We start from the raw sequence: 21,356 nt of genomic DNA, 5'->3' as shown, positions 1-21,356 counted from the left end.
CAGCTCACCAGGGTACTGGGCCGCAGGCCAGCACCTTCGCCGTTCGGGTCGCACGTGCGCTCGAGACGCGGGCATCGTGGCTCGCGACAGGGCGAGTTGACCGGTTCATCGGTGCACGCTATTTCTGGCGATAGCCGCGGCTGTGCAGTCGCGGAAGGGGGGCACGTGATTGTGCTGGGGTGGGTCGTCACGGTGACGGCCGTGGGAGTGTGGTGGGTTCTGTGGCGGCTTGCCCGGTACCCCGGGGGGTGGGCGTACGCGTTCCACGAGGAGCACAGGGAGGCACGCAGCGCTCTGGAGGATGCCCGCGGCGCCGTACGCGGGCTGCGCAGAGCAGCACGTCGTGAGAAATGGTGGGCGCTTGCTGGGATGAGGCGGGCGGAGTGGGCGTACCGGCGCCGGGTTCGCCGGGCCGAGTCCGAGTTGGAGCATCTGCGCACGACGTACCGCGGGGCACGCGTCGAGCACCTGGGTGAGATCACCTTGTACGAGCACGCAGTTGTCGTCGGCAACGACGAAGTTGCACTGGTCGACCTGCAGGTCCGGTTCGAGTTGGGTCGCTCGAGGAGCACGTCGTACGTGTATCTCACGCAGCCCGACGGACGTGAACGCATGGAGCGTTACGAAGGCGCGGAGTACACCGAGGACGCGGTGCGCCGGTTCGCTGTACGAGTCCAGAACGCCGTGGCGGCAGCAGACAAGCTGAAGGAGCAGCGCGTCAGCAGTGTTCGTGCGGCCAAGGCCGAGCTGCGGGAGGCTCTGTCAGCGACAGAGCAGATGGAGGCGGCGAAGGGACGGCTGGAAGAGACGCGGGCCCGCCAGGACGCAGACCTCAAGCTCCCGAAGGCGCGCATGGCCCTCGACGACGCCCGGAGCACATGGCAGAGCCTCACGGGACGTCGTCCTCTCTAGCCCGCAGTTTGGCTGAGGTTTCGCGCTGCCTCGCACCGGCGCGTGCCGTCCCAGGCTCTTCCTTCGGCCTTCGCGAAGGCGGCATCGTTCGGATGAGGATCGGCAGCCAGCGCCTGTCTCGCTGTCGGGTACCGATGTGTCAGGTAGGTCGCGGGTGGCTATGTGCCGCTCAGGGCAACGGAGTTGTGCTATTTGTGCCGTCTCTCACTAAAGCGAGTGATGTTGAGGATGCGGCGGCGGCTGGTCCCTGCAGCAGATAGGTTCTGCTCCTTGAAACGGGGGCTGGGTGTGGCCGTGCTCAGGGGGGATCTTGCCTGCAGGAACGAGCGTGGGCGAGCAGGGTGACCTGTTCGCTGACGGGGCGGCACAGGACGGTGCCGTGCCACTGGAGCACGTGCGGCCGTTCGTGGCTCCGGTGGCCGCTGACGTGGCCGCGGTAACGGAGGATCCATTGTCGCTGCGGCTCGCCGAGGCGATTCACGACGCTTTCGGTGATCTTGCTCCTGATCGGGGGCTAACCCGGTCGGAGATCGCGGCGGCATGCGCGCCGTGGGTGCCGGAGGAAGTGTTCAACAGCCGGTTCAGGGTCTTCACTGGACTGGGCCTGCTCAGGCAACGTCGCGGCAAGGCGTACGAAGGGCGATATGTCTTCAACCCGACCAGCGCCGCGGCTCTGCTGGTCTTCGAACGGCTGACGGAGGCCGGCGGTGTCGAGGAGATCATGACGCTTCTGGATCGCGCTCGCGACGACCTCCAGAAGGGGCTGCTGAACGAGCAGCAGCTCGCGGCCAGACTGCTGCGGGCGCGACGAGGCCTGGCGATCCACACCAGCCACCTGCTGGAGCTCGTGCGCTCCAAGACCATCGAGGAGCTCGAGAAGGAGCGCCATCATCATCGGTCCAGAGCTCCTCTCCTCGACCATGCTTACCGGCTCGTGGAGGCGGTCAGCAGTCGTTTCCCCGGACTTCGGGCGTCCAGCACCCGGTTGATCCACGAAGCTTTGCGCTACTCGACTGCCGTGGAGGAGTTCTACGACCGGCTGCTCCAGCAGGCCCGTGCACGGCGGGACTTCAGCATGCTGCTGCCCGAGCAGTACGTCTCGGCCGCCAGGAGCGCTTCGGTGGACGCGCTGGCGGACGTGTTCGCCAACGTGGTCTTCGATCCGGCCGGCACGGAGATCACGACCGCCCAGGTGCTCGTCGCGGCACAGGATCGGCGGCCGCCGCCGCCCCGCAGGCGTCCGGAGCGTCCTGCGGCTCTGCCGCCCGGCCCCGATCCGGTGGAGATGGCCCGCCGCAGGGCGCAGCAGATGCGCAGGCGACGGGCGGCGGCGGCCGAGCTGCACCTCCAGGGACGTCAGGAGGCCGATCCGACGGACGTGCTGCGTGCGTTGCCATGGAGGGCCGCAATCATCGCCGTGGTCGACCTGCTGCAGGCGTCGGCGGACCCGGCCGTCCCTTTCTTCGTGGACGTCGGCCCCAGCGTCCTGGTGAGCCCGGACGGCACCGTCAGTTACGCCTCTCCCCTGGTGCTGTACCGCGTACCCGACGACGTGTCGCAGACCGGAGGCAGAGCGTCCTGGGCTCAGGAGGGTCCGGCGTGAACGAGGCTGCCTATCTGCTGGCACGGGCGCGTGCCTCTCGGGTGGTCGTCGGCCGGACCGCGGCCGGTGACCGGGCCCTGCTCGAGGATGCTGCTGCGGGCGTGGAGCGGCGCTTGGTGGAGGTCCGGCTGCCGGGCGGCGGGCGCGGTGTCATCGTCCGCTGGGCTCCGGAGGTGGAACCGGTCAGCGGGATCGCCTGGGATGCCGAGACGCATCGGATGGCGACCCCCACGCAGTTGCTGACTCTGGGAGCGGCACTGCGCCTGTGCTGGCCAAATCCGCAGCAGCCTCTGTATCCGGGAGGAGCGGCCGCGGAGGAGGACGTGCTCGCGGCTGCGGCTCCTGCCGACGGCTGGGTATCGGAAGACGTCGGGCCGGCCAGGCAGGCGGCGCCGTACCGGTATGCGCTGCGGATGCTGCGCGCATTCGGCTACCTGGCCGCCGATGTCGGCGATGGAAAGGTGCGTCTGGGGCCGCTGGTGGCCGCATGGGGCGAGCGGGACATCGATGAGCTGCGACGCGGCTATACGTGCCTGCCTGGAGTGGAGAGCGAGTAGGACGTGGAAGCAGTGCTGCTACAGGCGTTGTCGGAGCACCGCAGGGCGGATGTGCGGGCAGCGGTGTGCGCGGTGGAGACCGCCCGGCTGCCAGTACCGACCGCCCGTTTCCGAGCCTTGGCGGAGACTGCACTACGGATGGTGGTGGAGGAGGTCCTGGCCGCCTCGGGGCGCGCCCTTCTGGCGGTGGGCGACGGCTACCTGTCCGGCTATGACGACACGGTGCGGCAGCGGCTGGCGGTCGAGGGCATCGGTGTCCTGCCCCGGGAGGACCGGGCCGTGCTCACCCTGGTGATGCTGCTCAGTGTCGCGGTCCCCCGGTCCGAGGGCCGTGTCCTGCCGCAGACTCTGTGGACCCAGGGCATACCGGTGAGCAGAGAGCGGCTGAAGCAGTCCTCGGTGGCGGACGGCGTCGTGGATGCGGCGCTCAGCCGTCTGGCCGGGGCTGATCTGGTGCGCCGTTCCGCGGGATCAGGAGTGGTGCTCGGGCCGCAATTCCTGCGGCTGACGCCCGCCGTGCAGACGGCGTTGTTCGAGCAGCTCGTGCTGCTTGCCGAGCCGACGGGTGCGCTGGCCGAGTCGATCATGCGGCGCTGTGCGCAGACCGCAAGCTCCACGCAGGACCAGGAAGACCTGGGGGTGCGGTGAACGGGGAGTGGGACGACGATGAGCTGGGTGAGGAGGCACTTGCGGCGCTGGCCGAGCACCGCGGCATCGTCGGCACCAGACACCTCGTCGCCGTGCAGACCTTCGACATCGCCCGCCTGACCACACACGCAGTGCCGGTGGTTCCCGACACCTTCGTCGCCGTGTCCGGGGTGGGTCCCCGGGAGGACTCCAACGGCTCTGGCAAGACGTCCTTCCTCATCGCCGTCTCGCTGCTTCTGGCAGACCCCCAGTGGCGGTTCGAGTCCAGCCACGGCAGCCACGCCAGCGGCATCCTGTTCAAGCCCGATGCCGCCGGGGTCGACCGTGCGCAGCAGATGCCGGCGGCCTCCCACGGCTATGTGGTCGGGGTCTTCACCGGCGACCCCGGTAACCCCGCCGCAGGAGCGCTGACGGTGTGGGTGCGTATCGCCTCCTCCGCTCCCTACGTGCAGGCCAACTGGGTCGACGGCATCCATGTGGCCGATGCTCTCACCGACGCCGAGCGCGTCCAGCAGGCAGACACACTGTGGCAGGAACTCGGCCCTGGCCGGGCGTTGTCGGCTCGCCGCATGGCCGAGGTGCTCTATGGCAATGCGCCCCGTTGCCTGACCTACCTCGACACCCCGCTGCGCCCTGCGGTCCCCTCGCTGCTGAGTCAGCAGCTCACCTCGATGAAGCCGCACGACATCGGGGAGGCTCTGATCGCGCTGTCCGGCATGTCCCATCTGCTGGAGCAGGAGAGCGCACGCCGCAGCAAGGCCTTGGAACAGGCTCTGACGCTGCAGCAGGTGCAGGCGCAGCACGAGCAGGACGAGGCGGAGGCCGAGGCAACGATGCAGGGCGTGCGGGCCCGCGCCCAGGCGCGCGCCGCGCTCGAGGAGGGGCAGCGTGCGTGGGAGCGCTTCCTGGCCGTGTCCTGTCTGCAGGCCTTTCAGGAGGACCATGCGCTGGCGGCCGACTTAAAGGACAAGCAGGAGCAGGTGCGGCTGGCGCAGGAGCGCGTTGAGAAGTCCCGTCAGGAGATGGACAAGCTGCAGGCGGACACCGAGGTGGCCGCTGCCGCTGTGGAGGCCCGCCAGGCAAGGTCCGACGCCCGGCAGATCACCGACGATGCGCGCAGCACGCATGCTGTGGCCGAAGCCACGCGGAAACTAGCGCGCCAGGAGATGGCTCGTCTGCGGCCCGAGGCCGCGCTCTGGCGCGGGACGGGGGCGAAAGCGGCGCACGCTGCGGTGGAGGCGGCCCGGGACGCACTGTCCGACGCCCGGCAGAAGGACCGTGACGCACGTAAGGCAGTCGAGGCGGCCGAGCAGTTGGTGGAAGCCACCGAACAGGGCCGCAGCGGATCGGCGGGGCAGGCCATCGAGGTCCTCGACGGCGAGATCGGTGCGGTGGGGCTGATGGACCAGCTGCAACTGGAGGAGGCCCGCCCTGCGTGGGAGAGCCGCCTGTGGCCCTGGCGGGACGCCGTGGTCGTTCCTCATGGCCAGGCCGACCGGGCCCGCACGCTACTGGGCTGCCTGCCGGGCGCGCTGATCGTCGAGGCCGACCCAGTCGATGCCTGCACTCCCCTCCCCCAGGGAGTGCGCACCCGGCTGGCGCTCGGTAGCTTTCTGGGCACGCTCGCCGAGCGCATGCAGGTACTCGGCGACCCAGATGCAGCCCGTGATGCCGGGCTGTCCCTCACGGTCGTCGGGGGCTTCGACGCCCCGTTGGCCGGGCGGGTCGCACGGCTGGCCCAGGCCTGCGCCGTTCTAGAGCGGCGCAGGCACGACGCGGACACCGCGAAGGCCGGTGTGAAGACCGCCGCGGCGACGCACGAGGCGGCCCTGATCGAGTACGAGGCCGCCAAGGCCACGCAACGCCTCGACGAGCTGGAGGAGCAGGACAGCACTCTGGCCCTGGCGGTGGAAGCCGCCCACAGGGCAGTCGTGAAGGCCTCGGCCAAGGAAGACACGCTGCAGAAGGCGTGGGAACGCGCGCTCACCGCGCTGGCCACGCATGAGCAGGCAAAGACAGCCGCCAGGAAGAACCTGGAGGCGGACCGCAGGGCACACACCGAACGACGCACGGAGCACCAGGCGCTGGAGCACGCCCGGACCCGGATCGCCTTCCCTCGTCGACTGCAGCTGTGGGGTGCCGGCGTCGAGGAAGCGGCCGCTGTCCTGGGACTTCCCGATGTCGCTTCTCCCGTTCCCCGGCCAGGTCCGCTGCGGCGCCAGGTGGAACAGCAGGTACGCATCGCCTACGAGCGTTACGGTCTGCCGGGCGGTGTCCCGTCCGCCGTCGACGAGGACCTGCGTCGCGCCGCAAGGTTGCGGGACGACTTCGCCGAGGAGGAGGAGTCCGCCGTGCCCGGCATCCTCTACGACGACATGACATTGCCCCTGCGGGTCCGGCTGTCGGGGTATGCCGAGAGGGACCTGGTCACAGCGGCCCGCATCGAAGCCGACCGTGCCGAGCGGCAGCAGATCCAGGCGGGTCTCGTCGAGGGCGCGGCCAACGCGGCCCGGACGTTGCAGACGCTGCAGGACATGATCGAGCGGCACCTCGACGGGCTTCTGGAGGAGATCAGCCGGGCCTTCGACGAACTGGACCGTCAGCGCGGCGGAGACGGTGCGAAACTGCAGATCGCCCGAGAGCGGCCGGAGGGGGCGCGGCCCTGGCGCTGGCACGTCACGCCCTGCTGGAAACGCTCCGCCCGCAGCGACTACGTGCCCTACCGGACGAATGCCAACGGTGCGCAGGTCAAGGTGTATGCCATTCAGCTGGTGCTGGCGGCCCTGCTCGCCGACACCGACACGCGCGGCCGGATGCTGATCCTCGACGAGCTCGGCAACAGCCTGGGAGAGGTCAACCGCAAGGACATGCTCGCCTCACTGCGGGATGTAGCCCGCCAACGGCATCTGACGATTCTGGGTACCTGCCAGGACAGCGTTCTCGCGGACGCAGCCGACGTCTGTGACGAACTGCTGTGGTTCACCCACGCCTCCTCGTCCGACGCGTACAACCAGCCCACCCGGGCGTGGGGATACGACCCCGACGGTCGGCGCGTGGAACTGATCGCCGACTGGATCACTGCAGGACGGTCCCATGCCTGACGCACCCCGGCCCCCCAGTCGGCCTCCGCTGCTGATCGGCGAAGCCCACGGCCGCCGCGAGGTCTGGCTGCGCGCTCTGCCCTCCGGAGTCATCGCGGTCACGGTGCCCCGCACCAGCCGAGACGGCGACGAAGTCCACACGCGCGTGCCCGTCGACCGTAGGAAGCGGGTGAAGCCCGACCGGGTCGACCTGGTCGCCGCCGACCCGGTCGAAGCCTTCGACCCGCCGGTCGGGCTGTCGGGCCGCGATCTGATCAAGGTCCTCACCACCGGCACGTACAAACGGTGGTCCACCATCGAGGCCGAGTTCGGCGAGGGCGACGCCGCCTGGCGCATGACCCTGTCGTTGATCCGCTGCGGCGCGGTCATCCTGCGCTGCAAGGTTGTCCAGACCACGGGTTTCGCCCCCGACAGCTGGCGGTTGACACAGTCCTGGGCCGCCCTGCGCGAGGACAAGCTCGCGGAGCTGCGGGGACACCCCGACCCGGTGCAACTGCACGCCGAACTAACGCAGTTGATGTCGCAGGTTCCCGAGCTGTCCGCGGAACAGGCTCTGTTGGCCGCCACTCCCCCGGGCCGCACGCTCAAGGTTCCCCCCGGTAGTGCCGCCGGCACCGAGGACTGGCGGGTGTACGAGGTGGCGGTCAGAGCGGCCGCCGTGTGGTGGCACGCGCGGTCGAGTCCGCAGCCGCTGACCGCGAAGGCGCTGGCCGGCAAGGCGCTGCGTGACACGAAGAACCCATGGACCCTGCAGCGTCGGCAAGCCTTCGCGAACCTCGTCGGCATGCCCTTTGATCAAGCCGTGGAAGGAAGCGAGACCGAACTGCGGATGCGGGGGCCACTACGCTGGTGTGTCGGCACCGTCATCGCTGACGCTGCCGCCTGCAGGCCATGGCTGGGCCTGCCTGCCCACGGTCTGCTCAGCCTCGGTCTGATCGAGAGCAATGCCGTCGGCGTGCTCCTGATCGAGAACAAGGACGCCTTCGAGCAGGTTTGCAAGCTCCCGGACCTTGCAGACCGCTGGCTGTGCGTGTGGGGCGCCGGCTACGCCACGCACGGTCTGGTCGCGTTCCTCAAGGCCATGGCTCCCCTGCCGGTAGCCGCCTGGCAGGACCTGGACGCCCACGGCATCCGGATCATCGCCAACCTCACAGACCGCACCGGCCGTTGCATCACTCCCGTGGGCATGGACGTCGACCTCTACCGCAACGGAACCAAGTACCGTCAGAAACCCGAAAAGCGGGCGGAGAATCTGAAGCTCGCGGAGGAACTCTCCACCAGCGGACCGCTCCCGCTGCGTGCCCTGGCCGCCGAGATCGCCCGCAACGGCGGGGACGGCTGTGAGCACGAAACCCTCTACGACGACGTCCTGCCCTCACTGTCCGGCGTGCTCAAGCAGATCGTCGGGAGCACTGAGGTGCAGGCTGACAGCGAGGACGCCCGATGATCCGATCCCTCCACAGTTCCCTGCCCTGAACTTCGAGCCGGTCCACTGATGCGCCTGTCCGTGGGGCTGCGTAGAGGAGATCCCGGGTTCCACCTGCTACCTACTGGCGGCAAGAGGTCAACACCCACCCCCCCTTGACCGGATCGACAGCGGGAGGAGTCACGTCACCTCCCGGGTTCTGGCACTTGACGACACGCTCTTCAACGGCGCATTCGGCTCGTGAATACGCCACGTGGACCTTCAACTCCGCCAAATCCCGGGCCGGCGCGCCGACCGTGCGCCGACCTGGGTGGTCAACGGCCGGTCCAGAACAGGCCGTCCGGCAGGTGGCGGGAGGGGCGCCTTCAGAGCAGCGCATCCAGGACGGCCCCAGGAACTGAGCCGGTGGCAGAACGGTCGGCCTGACCGCTCCCGGACCGTACTCCGCACAGCTCGTGCTGCAGTGGTGGTGTCGCGGCGCCCGGGGGCCTTTGTCCGCGAGGAAGTCTTCCCGGTGAGGAGCGTGTGCTGCCGGGGTGAGCAGCCCGGCGTCGAGGCATGGCCAAGATGTTCATGGAGCAGGGGCGGACCGAGGGACAAAGCCTCTGTCCGGCTTCCGCGTTGGCGGAGCGGATGCAGTGGCGGTCCCGGACCAGATACCTGACCGACATCTGGTGGGCACCGTCCTAAATTTGCCGAAGCGAAGGTCGGCACAAAGTCCAGTTCTCTCAGGTCGGCTTCCACCGCCGGCCGCCGGCCGCCGGACCAGGCCCCGGGCCCTGTCGACGGATCGACGAGGCCCGATCCGGCCAGGATCGCCGCGCGGGGACCCCTCCGTCAGTCGCCCTCCTCTTGAACGGCAGCCCACGGAACGTCCCGGAGAAGGTGTTCACCCTGCGGTCGGTATCGGCGACAGCACGGGATGGGCAGGCCCCGACTGCGCTCGACGCGCACGCGCACGCACGGATGCGTCGCGGGCATCGCCACGTCCGGAACACGCAACGCGCACCGGGGCCCGGGGCCCGGCCGGTGCGTCCTCTATCGGGCCGCCCCGGTGGCCACGCCTCCAGGGGCAGGATCCGCAGGTCAGCCCAAGTCGCCTGAGATCAGGACTCATTATCCCTAATGCTCGTTTGACCCAGCGTCACGAGATGCCTAACCTGGCACCGAAGCGTTCTTTCGACGGATCGGAGCGGTCATGCAAGCCTCCATACGCGTGGGTGACGCCGACGCGGTCCGTCTGCTGCTGGCACACACACGGCCGCCGACTCGCGCACCCTTCATGGGGTTGCCCGCCGTGACGATGCCGCAGGCGAAGCGGGCTCAAGGATGAACGATGTCTCTTGGCGCCGCGGACGGAAGCACGATCGTCAGCTTCTCGAGTCCTTCACCTGCTGCCCCGCGGATCATCCCCCGCGTCGCGCGTGCGATCAGCCCTGGGCCCATGAGGTGCAGACCTACTTCCGACGCGACGCGATCGCTTCATGCAACCAGCACAACGTCGTCTACGACCAGCGCCTGCTCCTCGTCCTGGACGGAACGGACCTTGTCGGGGCGGCCGTGCACGCACTGACCGAAGCCGACGATCCGGCCGGCTTTCGCGAGCGGGCTCTTGTCGCTTATGCGGTAAGTGTCGACCATCAGGGAAAGTCACTGTCCGACGGCCGCCGCGCGTCCGCGGCGGTCCTGAACGCGGTCTTCATGGACATCGCCTCGCGTCACGGGGAGGAACAGGTCGTCTTCCTCCACGCCTCGGTCCACTCGGCCAACGAGGCCTCTCGCACCGTTCTCAACCGCCACGGCGTCCAGCACAACAGCACCGACGGCGACTACACGCTCTACACCGCCCGCCTCTGCTGACCGGCATCTGCCGGCCCATCTCCGGAAACCCGCAGTCCTCCCAGCCGGGCACGCCCGCGCCAGAACGGTTCCGTCGACCTGGCGGCGAGCCCTGTGCCCAAGACCCATCGCCCCGTCGCTCAACGCGGTCGAACCCGACTTCAGGGCGCCGAGGTGATCGCCGCCCGTCCGGCAATTCCGAGATGAAGATCCCGGAGAGCGCGACGGCGCGGGCGGACCCGGACGGGTAGCCTGCCGCGCCTCCATCTGAAGTTCTGCGACCCGGAGTTCGGTCAGGACGCCGCATGGTTGCCCGGACGAAGTCGGCGCTTACACGCCGCGGCAGGCGGAGATCGCACGCCGGGTCTTCGCGGGGCGCACCCGCCGGTACATGATGACGTCCACCGTCGAGGTGTACGAGTACAAGGACACGGCGGCCCCGGTGACCGAGGGCGCCGTGGACCCCCGCACGGTCGCCGTCGACCACGACCTCCCCTGGGACGACCCGGAGTTCCTCGACACGCACTACGGCGAGGGCAAGCGGCAGGCCGAGGCCGTGTTCGCGACCGACCCGGTCTTCCCCCCCCCACGCGGCCGTGCGCGTCGCCCATGCCCTCGGAGGCGACGACGACTTCACCGGCCGTCAGAGCACTACGCCGAGCACATCCGCACCGGCGAGGAGATCGCCATGCCGCCCGTCGACCACCCGGCAACCTACATCCAGCCGTTTGCCCCCGGCCACGGCCAACCCCTGCCGAACGGGCATACCCGCGTCACGGGCGACGAAGAAGCAACAATATTTGCTATTGCATTCCTCATTGCAACCGGTGGCTCTCACCTCTTCGAGCCGAGCTGCGAACGATACGACGCCGCCCTCCCGACAGGAAGCGGCAACCCCAGGGGGACAGGCGGGAAGAGAGAACGGGGTAGCCGATTCCTGACCTGCCTCGCGACGCTCAACGTCAGCCCTACGCCATAGACAACCCCCCAGGGACACGGATGATCCATAGGCGCCCGGCCAGGAATTCTCGACTTCGTCGGGAGCGACGCCCTTGCGGCCCAACCCGTCCACATCAGCCGGATTGAGGTCTGCCTCCGCCGATGGGCACCTTCATAGACAGCCAGCCCCACCATCGAGGATGACCTGCACTTCACAAGGTGGATCCACTTCGGGGCAGGCAGCGGAGGCGGGATTCCGGTGGCGCCCCAATCAGACGGGCAGCCGAACCTCAAACGCCCGCGTCAGCCAGGTGCAGCAGCGGTGGACGACGCTCAAACGTGCACAGCCCCTCCCCTGCCCGCAAGCCGACAGGCCAGTGCGTAGAGGCAGCGCCAACTGCCCGCCGAGGCATGCAGCCCCGGAATATGGAGACGCTCCCTGGGTTCGCCGCCAATCGCTCATTGACCTGCCCAATCCGCGATCGGGACACCCTCACCAGTGCCGGCACGACCCCCTTCTCTTTGCCTGACACTCCAGTCCACATGATAAAAGCGCAGGTCATCACTGGTGCGCTCTGCGGAGAGAGGCAAGCGACAGGCCGCGGATCCGGTTGACCAAACGCCCGGAATACACTTACTGTGGCACCGAAGCGTTCTTTCGACGGATCGGGGTGGCGTCCATGCAACCACATGCGAGCGTGCTCTTCGCGACGGTCGGCTGTGTGATGCTGTTCGTCGGCTGTGTGATGCCGTTCGTGGCCGCGCAAGGACCCTCGGAGAGATCTCTCCGGACTGCATCGCGCACGTTCCGGCACTCCTTGGCCCTGAGGAGGCGCCTTTCCATCAGAGGGGAGCGGCTGTGCACGTCGTTGCCGACATGACCGAAGCAGCCCCGGTCCGCCCCTGGCCTGTAGCAAGCTGGATAGGCGTACTGAACGCATACAGCCCCGTCGGGGAGCCGACAGAAGCCCGGCTGCGGACGTTGCGCCGCAATCACGTCGTCTCTGAAGGGGTCCAGGAGGCCGTTCATGAAGCTGGCGGCCGGCTGAGCGGCAAAGTATCCCTGTTCTGCGAACTGAACATCGACGCTGCAGTGCTCTCACGACGGGGTGACAGCACATCGGCTGACCTCTACCGAAATGCGTCCACGGCTCTCGAGGGGCGCTTGAGGCAACTCCTCACAGACCACCGCGTGCGACCGGCGGAACTTGTACGTCCATCCGAGCCGCGAAGCCGCGCGGCGTGGCATGTTCTGCATACGTTCAGTGACGCAGTCACCGATGCACGCGCTGACCTGCCCCCGGTCCCCGACGAGGACGTAGTTCCCGGCGTCCTAGCCGCACAAGTCGGCAAGTGGGTGCGCTTTTTGACTGGCGAAGGCTCCTCGCACTATGACCTTCCCTGGGACATGGTCCGTGCCGCTGGTCTATCGATAGGCGATCCAGCCGTCTTCTGCCGCGAGCTGCTGCCGAACAGCAATGTCATCCTTCGGCTGCGCGCAGGACTACAGCTGGAGCCGAACAATGTCCTGTGTGCTTCAGACGAGGTGGCCAACCCGCTGGAGCGTCGTGCACGACAGCCAGTGGATCCTGCAACGCGTGAAGCACTCCTCAAGACGCTTGCCTCTGATGAGCCACTCGTAAAGCGCATCACGGGATGAAGGGTGCCCTCTCCGGCCTTGCAGAATGACACGGCCGGAGAGGCTGCCAGCGTGCTTCCGCAGTCGGCTCTCCCTCGCCCGCAGCACTGAGCGAGTCGGCGGCGGGAGGCAACAGTTGAGACGGGCAGGTCAGTGTCGGGGAGCACCGTGAAGCGGAAACGGGTCGGCGGGCGAACACAGTGCGGGGGCAGAGAGAGGTCGCCCGATTCCCCGCCGGGGATGGCGTCCATGGCCACGTACTCCCCGGTACGCCTGATACACCGCGGTAGCGGGCTTCGGCGGTACTGAACCACACCGGAGCTAATCCGCTAAGATCCGCTGATGTCCTGCGTCTTCTGCGGCGGTTCTCCCGTCACCAAGGAACACGTCTTCCCTCAGTGGCTGAACCAGTATCTTCCGCCAGGGCGGCAGCAGACCGAACAGGCCCGCTATGGGGCGGGTGCCTTCGACGTGACCAGGCAGAGCATGGGCCTGGACTTCACGGTCAAGAAGGTGTGTGGCCCGTGCAACAACGGCTGGATGTCGAAGCTCGAAGGCTCCTCCAGGGGCGCCCTCGAACCACTGATCATCCGGCAGGATCTCGATCTCATATCCCTCCGCCGGCAACGCCAGATCGCGCTCTGGGCCACAAAGACGGCGATGATGGCCGACCAGGTTCAGCAGGAGCCCCTCCTGCCGTCCCATCAGCTCCGGAGAATGCGTACGCACCGAGCGATTCCTGGTGGAACGCGCGTCTGGCTCGGGTCCTGCCCCGAACGCAACCCCACCGTCACCAGTCACACCGTGAGGATCGACCTCACAGGTGTATCCGCTCCTGACACCCCCCAGCCGGTCGGGTTCTACTGCCCCATGAAGATCGGGCACTTGTGCATATACGTCTATTTCCCAGCCGCGGACGTCGTCATCCAGCACGCGCGTGAGTTCCACCTCTCCGTTGCCCGGATCTGGCCCCGTCGTTCCAGCGACCTAGCTTTCCCTCCCCCCGTCCAGCCACGGAACGGGGAGGCCTTCGAAGCATTCGCCGACGCGTTTCGCGAGAGCCTCTACCTCTACACACCCGAACAGGCGGCTGAGCATGGGCTCAAGGAGTCCTGAGATCGTGGCCATGCCTGGAAAATCACGCCAACTGAGGTAGTCAGCCGCCAACTGTAATGCTCAGCCACAGTGGCCAACTGAGGTACCCGTCACCTCAGCGCTCACCAAAGCGCCCCGGCCCCTGGGCCTACAGGTCAAACTCCAGGTGCTCAATGTCGGTGAAGCTGACCTCTTCCAGCTGGCCGGCACGGCGGCCGTTGTCCTGGAAGTAGACCTCTTTGAGGGCTTCGGCGGCGATGTCCTGAAGTTGCTGGTCGGAGGCGCCCTGTTCTTGCGCGGTCAAAAGGCGGGCGGCGTACTGCGGCGGCAAGGACACGGTCAGGTGGCGCAGGCGGCTTTCGTCGGTCGTGCCAATCGGGGCGGTGTAGCCGATGCGGGCACGAGTGTCGATGACGATGCCGCTGGTGGTCGCTGCTTTCCGGCGGGCCTGCGCGCGGACCTGGGGCTGCCAGCGCTGGGCAACCTCGGCTCCCAGCCGGGCTGCGAGCAGGGGGCGGGGCTTCTTGGCCTGGTCTGCCACGTAGCGCTCCACTTGGCGTTGGGAGATCCCGAGAAGCGCGGCAACCGATTTGGTGCCTTTCAACTGCTTGACCAGGTACCGCATTTGAGAGCCGGCCGACTTGGGTGCCGGGCGAGTGAATGACTTGCGGACTGCCTTTGTCCAGGCTGTCGCCGAACAGGCTCATTGCGGACTACTCCCCCGTGTCCTGGCTGGTGACCTCGCCGGTCTTGATGTAGCGGGCCAGGTTGAGTTCGGGGCTCGAACTGACCGGTCTGGCCGCCATCGCCGCGCAGCAGCTCCCGGACGGCGCGGTCGAGGACCTGCTCGTCAACGCACTCACCGACGCGATGAGTCACGAGGCCCAGCGCAACGGAACCCCCGTACCGGACCTGCTCACGGCCACCAACCTCATTGGTCGGCATCGACCTCCCCGACTACGGCGCCCCCAGTGACGCCGACCTGATCAAGCGAATGCGCTCAGGTGACGACAGCGCCTTTGAGGAGCTGTGTCGGCGCCACGCGGACGCGGTGCGCCGCTACGCCCGCACCTGCTGCCGCGACATCCGTACCGCCGACGACCTCACCCACGAAGTCTTCGCCCGCACGCTTCAGGCAGTGCGCCGCGGCCAAGGCCCCGAGCACGCCGTACGCGCCTACCTGTTCACCGCCGTCCGGCGCATCGCCGCCCGGATCCCACCTGACTCGGCCCCGGGCAGCCGCGCTGCCTGACCACTACGGCCGCCGTCCTGAGCGATGTGCGGCTGCTCCACTTGGACCTGCCGCCCTACCGGGCACCGAGCTGAGCAACCCGGCGCTCTCGCGGCGGCCACGAGGTCAGTCGAGGGCTGCGGAAGGCGTGCCCTCGGCTGTCCAGTCGCCGTCGAACAACGCAGCGACCAGACGGGCGTGTTCGTCGGGGAGCTGCTCGGTGCGCTGTTTGGTGCGGGTCTTGGCGAGCCAGGCCCCGATCTTGACCGTGTCGCCGTCGACGCGGATTGTCTCGCGGGCGGCGGGGGCGCGGCCTTCGCGGTGGAGGAAGAGTTCCAGGAGCTGGACGGTCTGTTCGAAGCTGCGGCGGGTGCGGCGGGCAGGGGCAAGCGGGTTGTTCTCGGGGGTGAGGCCGAGCGTGGACATCAGCTGCTGCTGGCCGGAGGCAAGGGCGTGCCAGGTGGTGAGCTGGCGGTGCAGCCAGGAGCCGATCTTCACGCCGCCCAGGAGGGTGTCGCGGGTGAGGGCGGCCGGGTCGGCACCGTCGGCGAGGTGGGCGCGCAGGACGTGGTATTTGCGGTGCCAGTCGGCGCCATGGGGCAGGCGCCAGTCGGCGGCCAGAGCGGTCAGTGCGTCGGCGCGAGCCGGATCCAGGGTGTTCTTGGCGGCGAGGTGGCGCTGTTCGGCGAGCCAGGCGCCGAGGGGGGTGGTGGCGGGGGCAGCAAGGTGGTGGTGGGTGTGCAGATAGTCGGCGGCCGCGGTCAGGCGCGCGCGCCAGGCGGCGTCGTGCTTGTCCCAGATCATGCCGAGGGCGTCGAGTTCGGCGATCCAGTCGGCGTCGAGGCGGCCGGCTGTCGCGGCGTCGCGCATGGTGGTGATGAAGGTGCCCAGCGCGTAGCCGGTGGAGTCCACGTGGTCGGCGGGTACGTCGAGGTGGCCGTACTGGTCGCGGTAGGACTGGGCGGCGGCAAGGCCCAGGCGGCGGGAGCGGGAGACCGTCTGGTCGCGGGGGTCGAAGGAGGCCAGATCCATGGCGCGGGCGATGCGTTCGGGGTGGGCGGTGAAGTCGAAGTGCCAGCGGCGTTCGATGACGTCGCTGGTCTCGCGTGGGAGGCGGTTGGCCTTGTCCGGCAGGCGTTCGAGGATGCGATGGTCGTGGCTGGCCAGCGCGGTGGCGATCGCCCAGACGGGTTCGTAGGCGGTGCCCAGAATGTCCTCACCGTCGGCGCCGGGCGGAACGTAGACGGGGACGATGAGGCTCGCGGTCTTCCCGGACACGTCCAGGCGCAGGGCGCGGCCGAGGGCCTGGACGCAGCGGATGACGCTGCGGGTGGGGTCGGCGAAGACGACGGCGTCGACGCTGGGGATGTCGACGCCCTCGGCGATCAGGCGGGAGTTGGCCAGGATCGCGCAGTCTGCGGCGGCGAACGCGGCGAAGATGTCGGCGCGCTGGGCGGGAGTGTGCTCGCCGTGGGCGAAGAACAGCTGCGGGGCGATGTCCGGGCACAAGCCGGGATCGGTCCTGGCCAGCTGACGCCGGGTGTGGGGCAGTTCGCGGGCGAAGAGGCGGGCGTCGGAGACGAGGTTGAAGTAGACCAGGACCTTCTTCAGACCGTGTTCGGTCATCGCACGCAGGACGGCCAGGTGCAGGGCCGTAGTGCGCAGCGCACTGTCCGCCTCTTCACCGGGGACGGTGCTGGTGGTGCCGGAGGCGGAGAGGTTGAGGCGGCTGCGCAGGTCGGTGTCGGTGAGGGTGGGGACCACGATGCGGTAGTCCGCGGCGCGGCCGTCTTCGACGGCCTGGGCGAGCGGGTACTCGAAGACTTTCTTGCCGTACGCCTGCTCGTTGTCCATGGAGTTGGCGAACGCGTCAGCGTCCGGTCCGGTGGGGCGCGGGCGGCGCGGGCGGGTGGGGTCGGCGGACTCGGCCAGCTCCGGTGCGGCGAAAATCCTGGGGGTGGCGGTCATGTAGAGGCGGCGGTCTGCCCTGATCCGGTGCGCGTCGTTGACGGCCGCCCACTTCTTGTCGGCCCGGCCTGCGATGCGGTGGGCCTCATCCATGATCGCCAGATCGAACGGCGGCACGACGTAGCGCGTGTTCTGGGTCTCCTCGATCTTGTCCAGCGAGTCGTAGGTGCTGATCAGGGTCAGCGCGGGAATCTGGTCCGAGCCCTCCCCCACCACAGACATCAGGGCGGCAAGGGACTGAGAATTGCTGGTCGACCCGATGCGGCGGGCGGCGAGGACATCGTGCGCAGCGGCGTCCATCGAAGACACGATCACCATGTGCTCGTGGTGGCCGTCCCGGCGCCAGGCGAGGGCAGTCTGCGCGGCCAGGTCGAGCGTGGGCACCACAACCAGGACCAGCCGAGCTTTGAGCGCATCGGTAGCCCGGATCGACACCAGCGTCTTGCCGGTCCCCGTCGCAGAGACGTAGAGCGCCCGGCTGTGCGGCCGCCGCAGGTGCTGGACCACTGCCGCCAAGCCGCGTTCCTGGTCTGCGTGAAGGAGCGGCTTTCGAAGCGAGCGGGTCGTGAAGGCGTCAACCGGCGTGGCCATGTGTCCATGATGACGCAGGGGCGGGCGGGGGGTACGGCATTGGTGGTGTTGACGTCGCCGGGGGCCGTTCGGGCGGTGAAGAGGCGTCTGCTCGCTGGTGCAGCGTTTCAGCCATCAAGGCCTGATCACTGGCTGTCGGGAACTGATGACGAGTGGTAATACGTCTGTTGCAGCGGTTGGTTGAGGTACGACCGGGAGATCAATGAGCACATCGGAGCGGCCGTCGGCGCTTCCTGCCGAGCCTTTGTTCACCGAGCTGCCCAAGCCGTCGCAGACGCCAGTGACAGTGGTGTCCCCCATGATGGCCCTACCACCCGCTCTGACGCCGAAACAGCGCCTGGTGCACTACTCGGCTGATGACTGGGAGGAGTTCATCTACGAGTGGGTGATGTCGCTCAAGGAGGCCGGGTACGTGGACGTGGTGGGCATGGGGGGATCCAACGACCGAGGCGCAGACATCGCGGCCTTCTTGACTTCGGCGAAGACCGACGGCCGCTGGCACTGCTATCAGTGCAAGCACTATGACAAAGCGCTGGGACCGTCCGTCGCCTACCCGGAGATCCTCAAGATCCATTCAGCGGTGGCCGAGCAACAGTACAGGGCGCTGCCCGAGCGGTATGTCTTTGTGGCGCCGCGGATCGGGGGGTCACTCATCCAGTTATTGGCGAAGCCCTCTGCGTTGAGCGCGGGGTTCTTCGACTGGGTGACGAAGAATTCGGCCCGGCTCGCGCTGGAATACGCGGGCGGTCTGCTGGACCGGGCGCTGGATCTTGCTCGCCAGTCGGAGTTCTCGCGCTTCGAAGCCGGCAACCTGGACACGGTCCTTGAGCAGCACGCCTCGACGCCTCATCATGTGCGGCGGTTCGGAACGCCGTTGCCAGACCGGCCTGCCCGGGAACCGGCACCGGCCGAGCACTCCCCGGAAGAGGCGCGGTACATCCAGCAGCTGCTGGATGTCTACTGCGAGAAATGGGGATGCTCCGCCGTCTCTCCGGACGAGGCCAGGGCGCATCCCAGAGCCGGCCGCAATCTGCAGAATCAGCGTGAGGCGTTCTACCGTGCGGAGCAGCTGCGTATGTTCGCCCGGGACAGCGTGCCCGTCGGAACCTTCGAGTCCCTGCAGGAGTCCGTGTTCAGCGGTGTAGTGGAAGTGGAGGAAGACGACTTCGCCACTGGCTGGGCGCGGCTGAAGGCCGTGCTCGCCGCGGCCCGGGACATGCAGCTGGGCACCAACGTGCTGTTGCAGGTGGTGGATCCGGATGATCGCAAGGGCATTTGTCATCAGCTCGCCAACGAAGACCGTCTCACCTGGGTCCAGGGGGCGGAGCAGTGAATCCCCTCAACAGCCCGCTCGAGGTCGGCATGCGCACCCTGATGCTGCTGGCAGCCTCGTTTCCCCAGCCCTTGGATGTGGCGCAGTTGGTGTATCTGGACCATCTCATGCTGCACAGCAGCGAGGTGAACGGTCCCCCCAGCCTGCATCCGGCGTTGCCCGCCGGACCGGGAGAACTCGCGATGAAACGCGGCCTGATCGAACAGGGGCTGATCGTGTTGCTACGGGCGGGGCTCGCCGAAGTCGAGGCGACCCCGGAGGGCCTGCTCTATCGGGCCAGCGAGGAAGGGCCGGGCTTTGTGGACATCCTCGCGGCACCGTATGCGGATGCCCTCAAGGACAGGGCTTCGTGGGTGATTGCCGCTCGGGCGTCATCCGATCTGGACGTGCGCTCCGCTACACGGGCCATCACCGACCGGTGGGCTTACGACTTCGAGTCCCGTCTTCCTGCCTCTGGAAGTGACCATGCCTAATCTGAGGCTGCTTCACCTGACGTTCGCCGGGATTGGCCGCGACCCCGCCCGGGTCGTCTTCGACCCCAAGCTCACAGTGATCTACGGGGCCTCCGACACCGGCAAGTCGTTCGTCACCGAAGCGATCGACTACATGCTCGGTGCACGGAAGCTCAGCATGATCCCCGAGGCCGAGGGATACACGCAGATCCTTCTCGGCCTGCAGCTGCCCGACAGCAGTGTCATCACGCTCATGCGCGGACCTCAGTCGAGCAAGGTCAGCGTGTACAACGCGGACCTGCGTGAGTTGATCTACCGGGCTGCCGACCTGGAGCTGACCGCACAGCACAGCGCCAGAAGCTCGAAGAATCTCTCCCGCTACCTGCTGGAGCGTATCGGTCTGGACGGCAGTCTGATCAGCACCAACGACACCGGCGGCACGAAACTCCTGGGCTTTCGTGATCTGCTCCATCTGTGTCTGATCAGCGAGACCAGAATGGTCTCCAAGGTCTCGCCCGTGCTGCGTGCCACGGGCACCAGTGGACAGACCGCGCACAAATCCGTCCTGAAGCTGCTGCTGACCGGTGAGGGCGAGCCTCCGGCCGGCGACCGGCCGAGCCCAGGTCAGCGCCGCGTCCACAAGGGCAAGATCAGTCTCCTGGACGAGCTGATCCTCGATCTGCAGCGGCAGCTCGATCCGAACGGAGGCAACGAAGCCGAGCTGGCCGGGCAGCTGCGCCGTGTCCTCACCCACCAGGACGAGGCCGCTCTGTCGCTTCGGGACATCACAGGCCTGCACGCACGGGCCGTGGCGCGCAGGGCAGAGTTGTCGGTGACTCTGGGCCAGTACGAGCAGCGTCTGGGCGAAGTCGACGACCTTCTAGGGCGCTTCGGGCTCCTGCGCAACCAGTACGAGTCCGACCTCGCCCGGCTGGAAATGGTCAATGAGGCCGGCAGCTTGCTCGGCTACTTCCGCACTGGAACCTGCGTCTTCTGCGGAGCAGAGCCCGAGCACCAGAGCGCCAACCACGACAGCCAGGAGACAACGGCGCTGCACACAGCCGTTTACGCGGAGAGCACGAAGACCCAGCAGCTCCTGTCCGATCTTCGTCTGACCATTGACGATCTGCGGGTGCAGCGTGAGGAGCTCGTCGGGAAGCACACCGTACACGTGGTGCGAGCGCAGGAAACAGACCAGTCGATCGCACACATCGAGGACGACATGCAGCCGCTGCAGAACGAGGCTGCGGAACTGATGACAGCGCGCTCCCGCGTGGAAGCCCAACTCGGCCTCCACCGCCGGATCCAGGAGCTTGAGGACGTCAGGGCGGGCCTGGTCGCCGACGGCGCCGTACCCGGTGGCCGCCCCAGCACCGGCATCCCTGCCGGAATCGTCGCCGAGTTCGACCGCGCCATCGAACGCACACTGGAGCAGTGGCAGGTCCGCCTCCACGATGTGTCCTACGACCAGTACAGCGCGGAGCTGTTCGTCGGCGACCACGCCCGCGCCGGCCACGGCAAGGGCATGCGTGCAGTGCTGCACGCCTCATTCGCCGTCTCACTGGCCGAGTACTGCCTGGGCAAGGAGCACCGTCATCCCGGGTTCGTGGTCCTCGATTCCCCCTTGGTCACCTATCGCCAGCCCGGCATACGGCGCACGGACGACCCGGACCTGCCCGACAGCGTTATCGACTACTTCTACCGCGACCTGTTCCGCCGTTTCACGGGCCAGGCCGTCGTCGTGGAGAACGGGGATCCGCCTGCGGACATCGTGGAGCAGGCGCATGTGTACATGTTCAGCCGCGACCCGCACGACCATCGTTTCGGGTTCTTCCCCGTCCTGCCTGACACGGTGGCCGACGAAGACGACGCAGCTGGCAGATAGCCACTCCGCTGCCGAGGAACGAGACCGGGCACAAGCCCAGCACAGGATGCTGTCCTCGAACCCCCTTCACCCGGCCGAGTGCGGGCGATCAGGGGCTGTCGCCGGACCAGTCGAAGCGGCGCGCGTCGTACATCGCC

General features: G+C 67.9%; 14 protein-coding genes and 3 pseudogenes. 15 read left to right on the top strand and 2 right to left on the bottom strand.

The features are described 5' to 3' along the window. Positions 1-165: 165 nt before the first annotated feature. The 10 genes and pseudogenes from ACIQTP_RS41665 to ACIQTP_RS41620 all read left to right on the top strand — a co-directional run bounded on the left by ACIQTP_RS41665 (position 166) and on the right by ACIQTP_RS41620 (position 13,780). Positions 166-912 (top strand): hypothetical protein, encoded by a 747-nt coding sequence (locus tag ACIQTP_RS41665; protein WP_403410030.1) that lies wholly within the window; start codon positions 166-168, stop codon positions 910-912. A gap of 553 nt (positions 913-1,465) precedes the next feature. Further along, positions 1,466-2,515: a hypothetical protein gene (locus ACIQTP_RS41660; protein WP_403410027.1), complete on the top strand. Its 1,050-nt coding sequence runs from the start codon at positions 1,466-1,468 to the stop codon at positions 2,513-2,515. Next, complete coding sequence (locus tag ACIQTP_RS41655; protein WP_403410024.1) at positions 2,512-3,072, top strand: hypothetical protein; 561 nt, start codon at positions 2,512-2,514, stop codon at positions 3,070-3,072. The genes ACIQTP_RS41660 and ACIQTP_RS41655 overlap by 4 nt, the downstream gene beginning before the upstream one ends. Positions 3,073-3,075: 3 nt before the next feature. Beyond that, entirely contained in the window at positions 3,076-3,720 is a 645-nt protein-coding gene (locus tag ACIQTP_RS41650) for a hypothetical protein (protein ID WP_403410021.1), read from the top strand. Beyond that, positions 3,717-6,821 (top strand): hypothetical protein, encoded by a 3,105-nt coding sequence (locus ACIQTP_RS41645; protein WP_403410018.1) that lies wholly within the window; start codon positions 3,717-3,719, stop codon positions 6,819-6,821. Before ACIQTP_RS41650 ends, ACIQTP_RS41645 begins: the two co-directional genes overlap by 4 nt. Then, positions 6,814-8,268, top strand: coding sequence for a Wadjet anti-phage system protein JetD domain-containing protein (locus ACIQTP_RS41640; RefSeq protein WP_403410015.1), 1,455 nt, complete (start codon positions 6,814-6,816; stop codon positions 8,266-8,268). The genes ACIQTP_RS41645 and ACIQTP_RS41640 overlap by 8 nt, the downstream gene beginning before the upstream one ends. Positions 8,269-9,696: 1,428 nt before the next feature. Then, a complete protein-coding gene (locus ACIQTP_RS41635; protein WP_403410012.1) occupies positions 9,697-10,107 on the top strand; it encodes a hypothetical protein in 411 nt (136 codons plus the stop codon). Between the two features lie 310 nt (positions 10,108-10,417). Then, positions 10,418-10,807: pseudogene (locus tag ACIQTP_RS41630) on the top strand (reductase); the annotation flags it as partial. A gap of 1,077 nt (positions 10,808-11,884) precedes the next feature. Continuing rightward, entirely contained in the window at positions 11,885-12,685 is an 801-nt protein-coding gene (locus ACIQTP_RS41625) for a hypothetical protein (protein ID WP_403410009.1), read from the top strand. Positions 12,686-13,006: 321 nt separating this feature from the next. After that, on the top strand, positions 13,007-13,780 hold the full coding sequence (locus tag ACIQTP_RS41620; protein ID WP_403410006.1) for a hypothetical protein: 774 nt from the start codon (positions 13,007-13,009) through the stop codon (positions 13,778-13,780). A 127-nt stretch (positions 13,781-13,907) separates the two neighbouring features. On the opposite strand, the pseudogene tpg reads toward ACIQTP_RS41620, so the two are convergent. Beyond that, a pseudogene (gene tpg, locus ACIQTP_RS41615) lies at positions 13,908-14,466 on the bottom strand (telomere-protecting terminal protein Tpg). 61 nt (positions 14,467-14,527) lie between these two features. On the opposite strand from tpg, the gene ACIQTP_RS41610 reads away from it, so the two are divergent. Next, entirely contained in the window at positions 14,528-14,734 is a 207-nt protein-coding gene (locus tag ACIQTP_RS41610) for a hypothetical protein (RefSeq protein ID WP_403410003.1), read from the top strand. Then, positions 14,694-14,969: pseudogene (locus tag ACIQTP_RS41605) on the top strand (RNA polymerase sigma factor); the annotation flags it as partial. The gene ACIQTP_RS41610 and the pseudogene ACIQTP_RS41605, both read left to right, overlap by 41 nt. Before the next feature lie 147 nt (positions 14,970-15,116). On the opposite strand, the gene ACIQTP_RS41600 reads toward ACIQTP_RS41605, so the two are convergent. Next, positions 15,117-17,549, bottom strand: coding sequence for a Helicase associated domain protein (locus ACIQTP_RS41600; RefSeq protein ID WP_403410000.1), 2,433 nt, complete (start codon positions 17,547-17,549; stop codon positions 15,117-15,119). Positions 17,550-17,751: 202 nt separating this feature from the next. Here ACIQTP_RS41600 and ACIQTP_RS41595 point away from each other — a divergent pair, with 202 nt between their 5' ends. From ACIQTP_RS41595 to ACIQTP_RS41585, 3 genes are read left to right on the top strand one after another with little or no spacing between them, the layout of a single operon-like run. Further along, positions 17,752-18,882 carry an ABC-three component system protein gene (locus ACIQTP_RS41595; protein WP_403409997.1) on the top strand — a complete coding sequence of 377 codons (1,131 nt, stop codon included), beginning with the start codon at positions 17,752-17,754 and terminating at the stop codon, positions 18,880-18,882. Continuing rightward, a complete protein-coding gene (locus tag ACIQTP_RS41590; RefSeq protein ID WP_382334665.1) occupies positions 18,879-19,355 on the top strand; it encodes an ABC-three component system middle component 2 in 477 nt (158 codons plus the stop codon). The genes ACIQTP_RS41595 and ACIQTP_RS41590 overlap by 4 nt, the downstream gene beginning before the upstream one ends. Beyond that, positions 19,348-21,219 carry a hypothetical protein gene (locus tag ACIQTP_RS41585; RefSeq protein WP_403409993.1) on the top strand — a complete coding sequence of 624 codons (1,872 nt, stop codon included), beginning with the start codon at positions 19,348-19,350 and terminating at the stop codon, positions 21,217-21,219. Before ACIQTP_RS41590 ends, ACIQTP_RS41585 begins: the two co-directional genes overlap by 8 nt. Positions 21,220-21,356: the final 137 nt, after the last annotated feature.

The organism is Streptomyces sp. NPDC090798 (genome assembly GCF_044768965.1).
Lineage (GTDB): Bacteria > Actinomycetota > Actinomycetes > Streptomycetales > Streptomycetaceae > Streptomyces.
Note: the sequence above shows the minus strand (reverse complement) of the source record. Positions and strands in the feature narration are given on the sequence as shown.

Coding starts and splice junctions, on each gene's coding strand:
- ACIQTP_RS41595 (WP_403409997.1), top strand. CDS start 17,752: ATGAGCACATCGGAGCGGCCGTCGGCGCTTCCTGCCGAGCCTTTGTTC.
- ACIQTP_RS41640 (WP_403410015.1), top strand. CDS start 6,814: ATGCCTGACGCACCCCGGCCCCCCAGTCGGCCTCCGCTGCTGATCGGC.
- ACIQTP_RS41585 (WP_403409993.1), top strand. CDS start 19,348: ATGCCTAATCTGAGGCTGCTTCACCTGACGTTCGCCGGGATTGGCCGC.
- ACIQTP_RS41620 (WP_403410006.1), top strand. CDS start 13,007: ATGTCCTGCGTCTTCTGCGGCGGTTCTCCCGTCACCAAGGAACACGTC.
- ACIQTP_RS41600 (WP_403410000.1), bottom strand. CDS start 17,549: ATGGCCACGCCGGTTGACGCCTTCACGACCCGCTCGCTTCGAAAGCCG.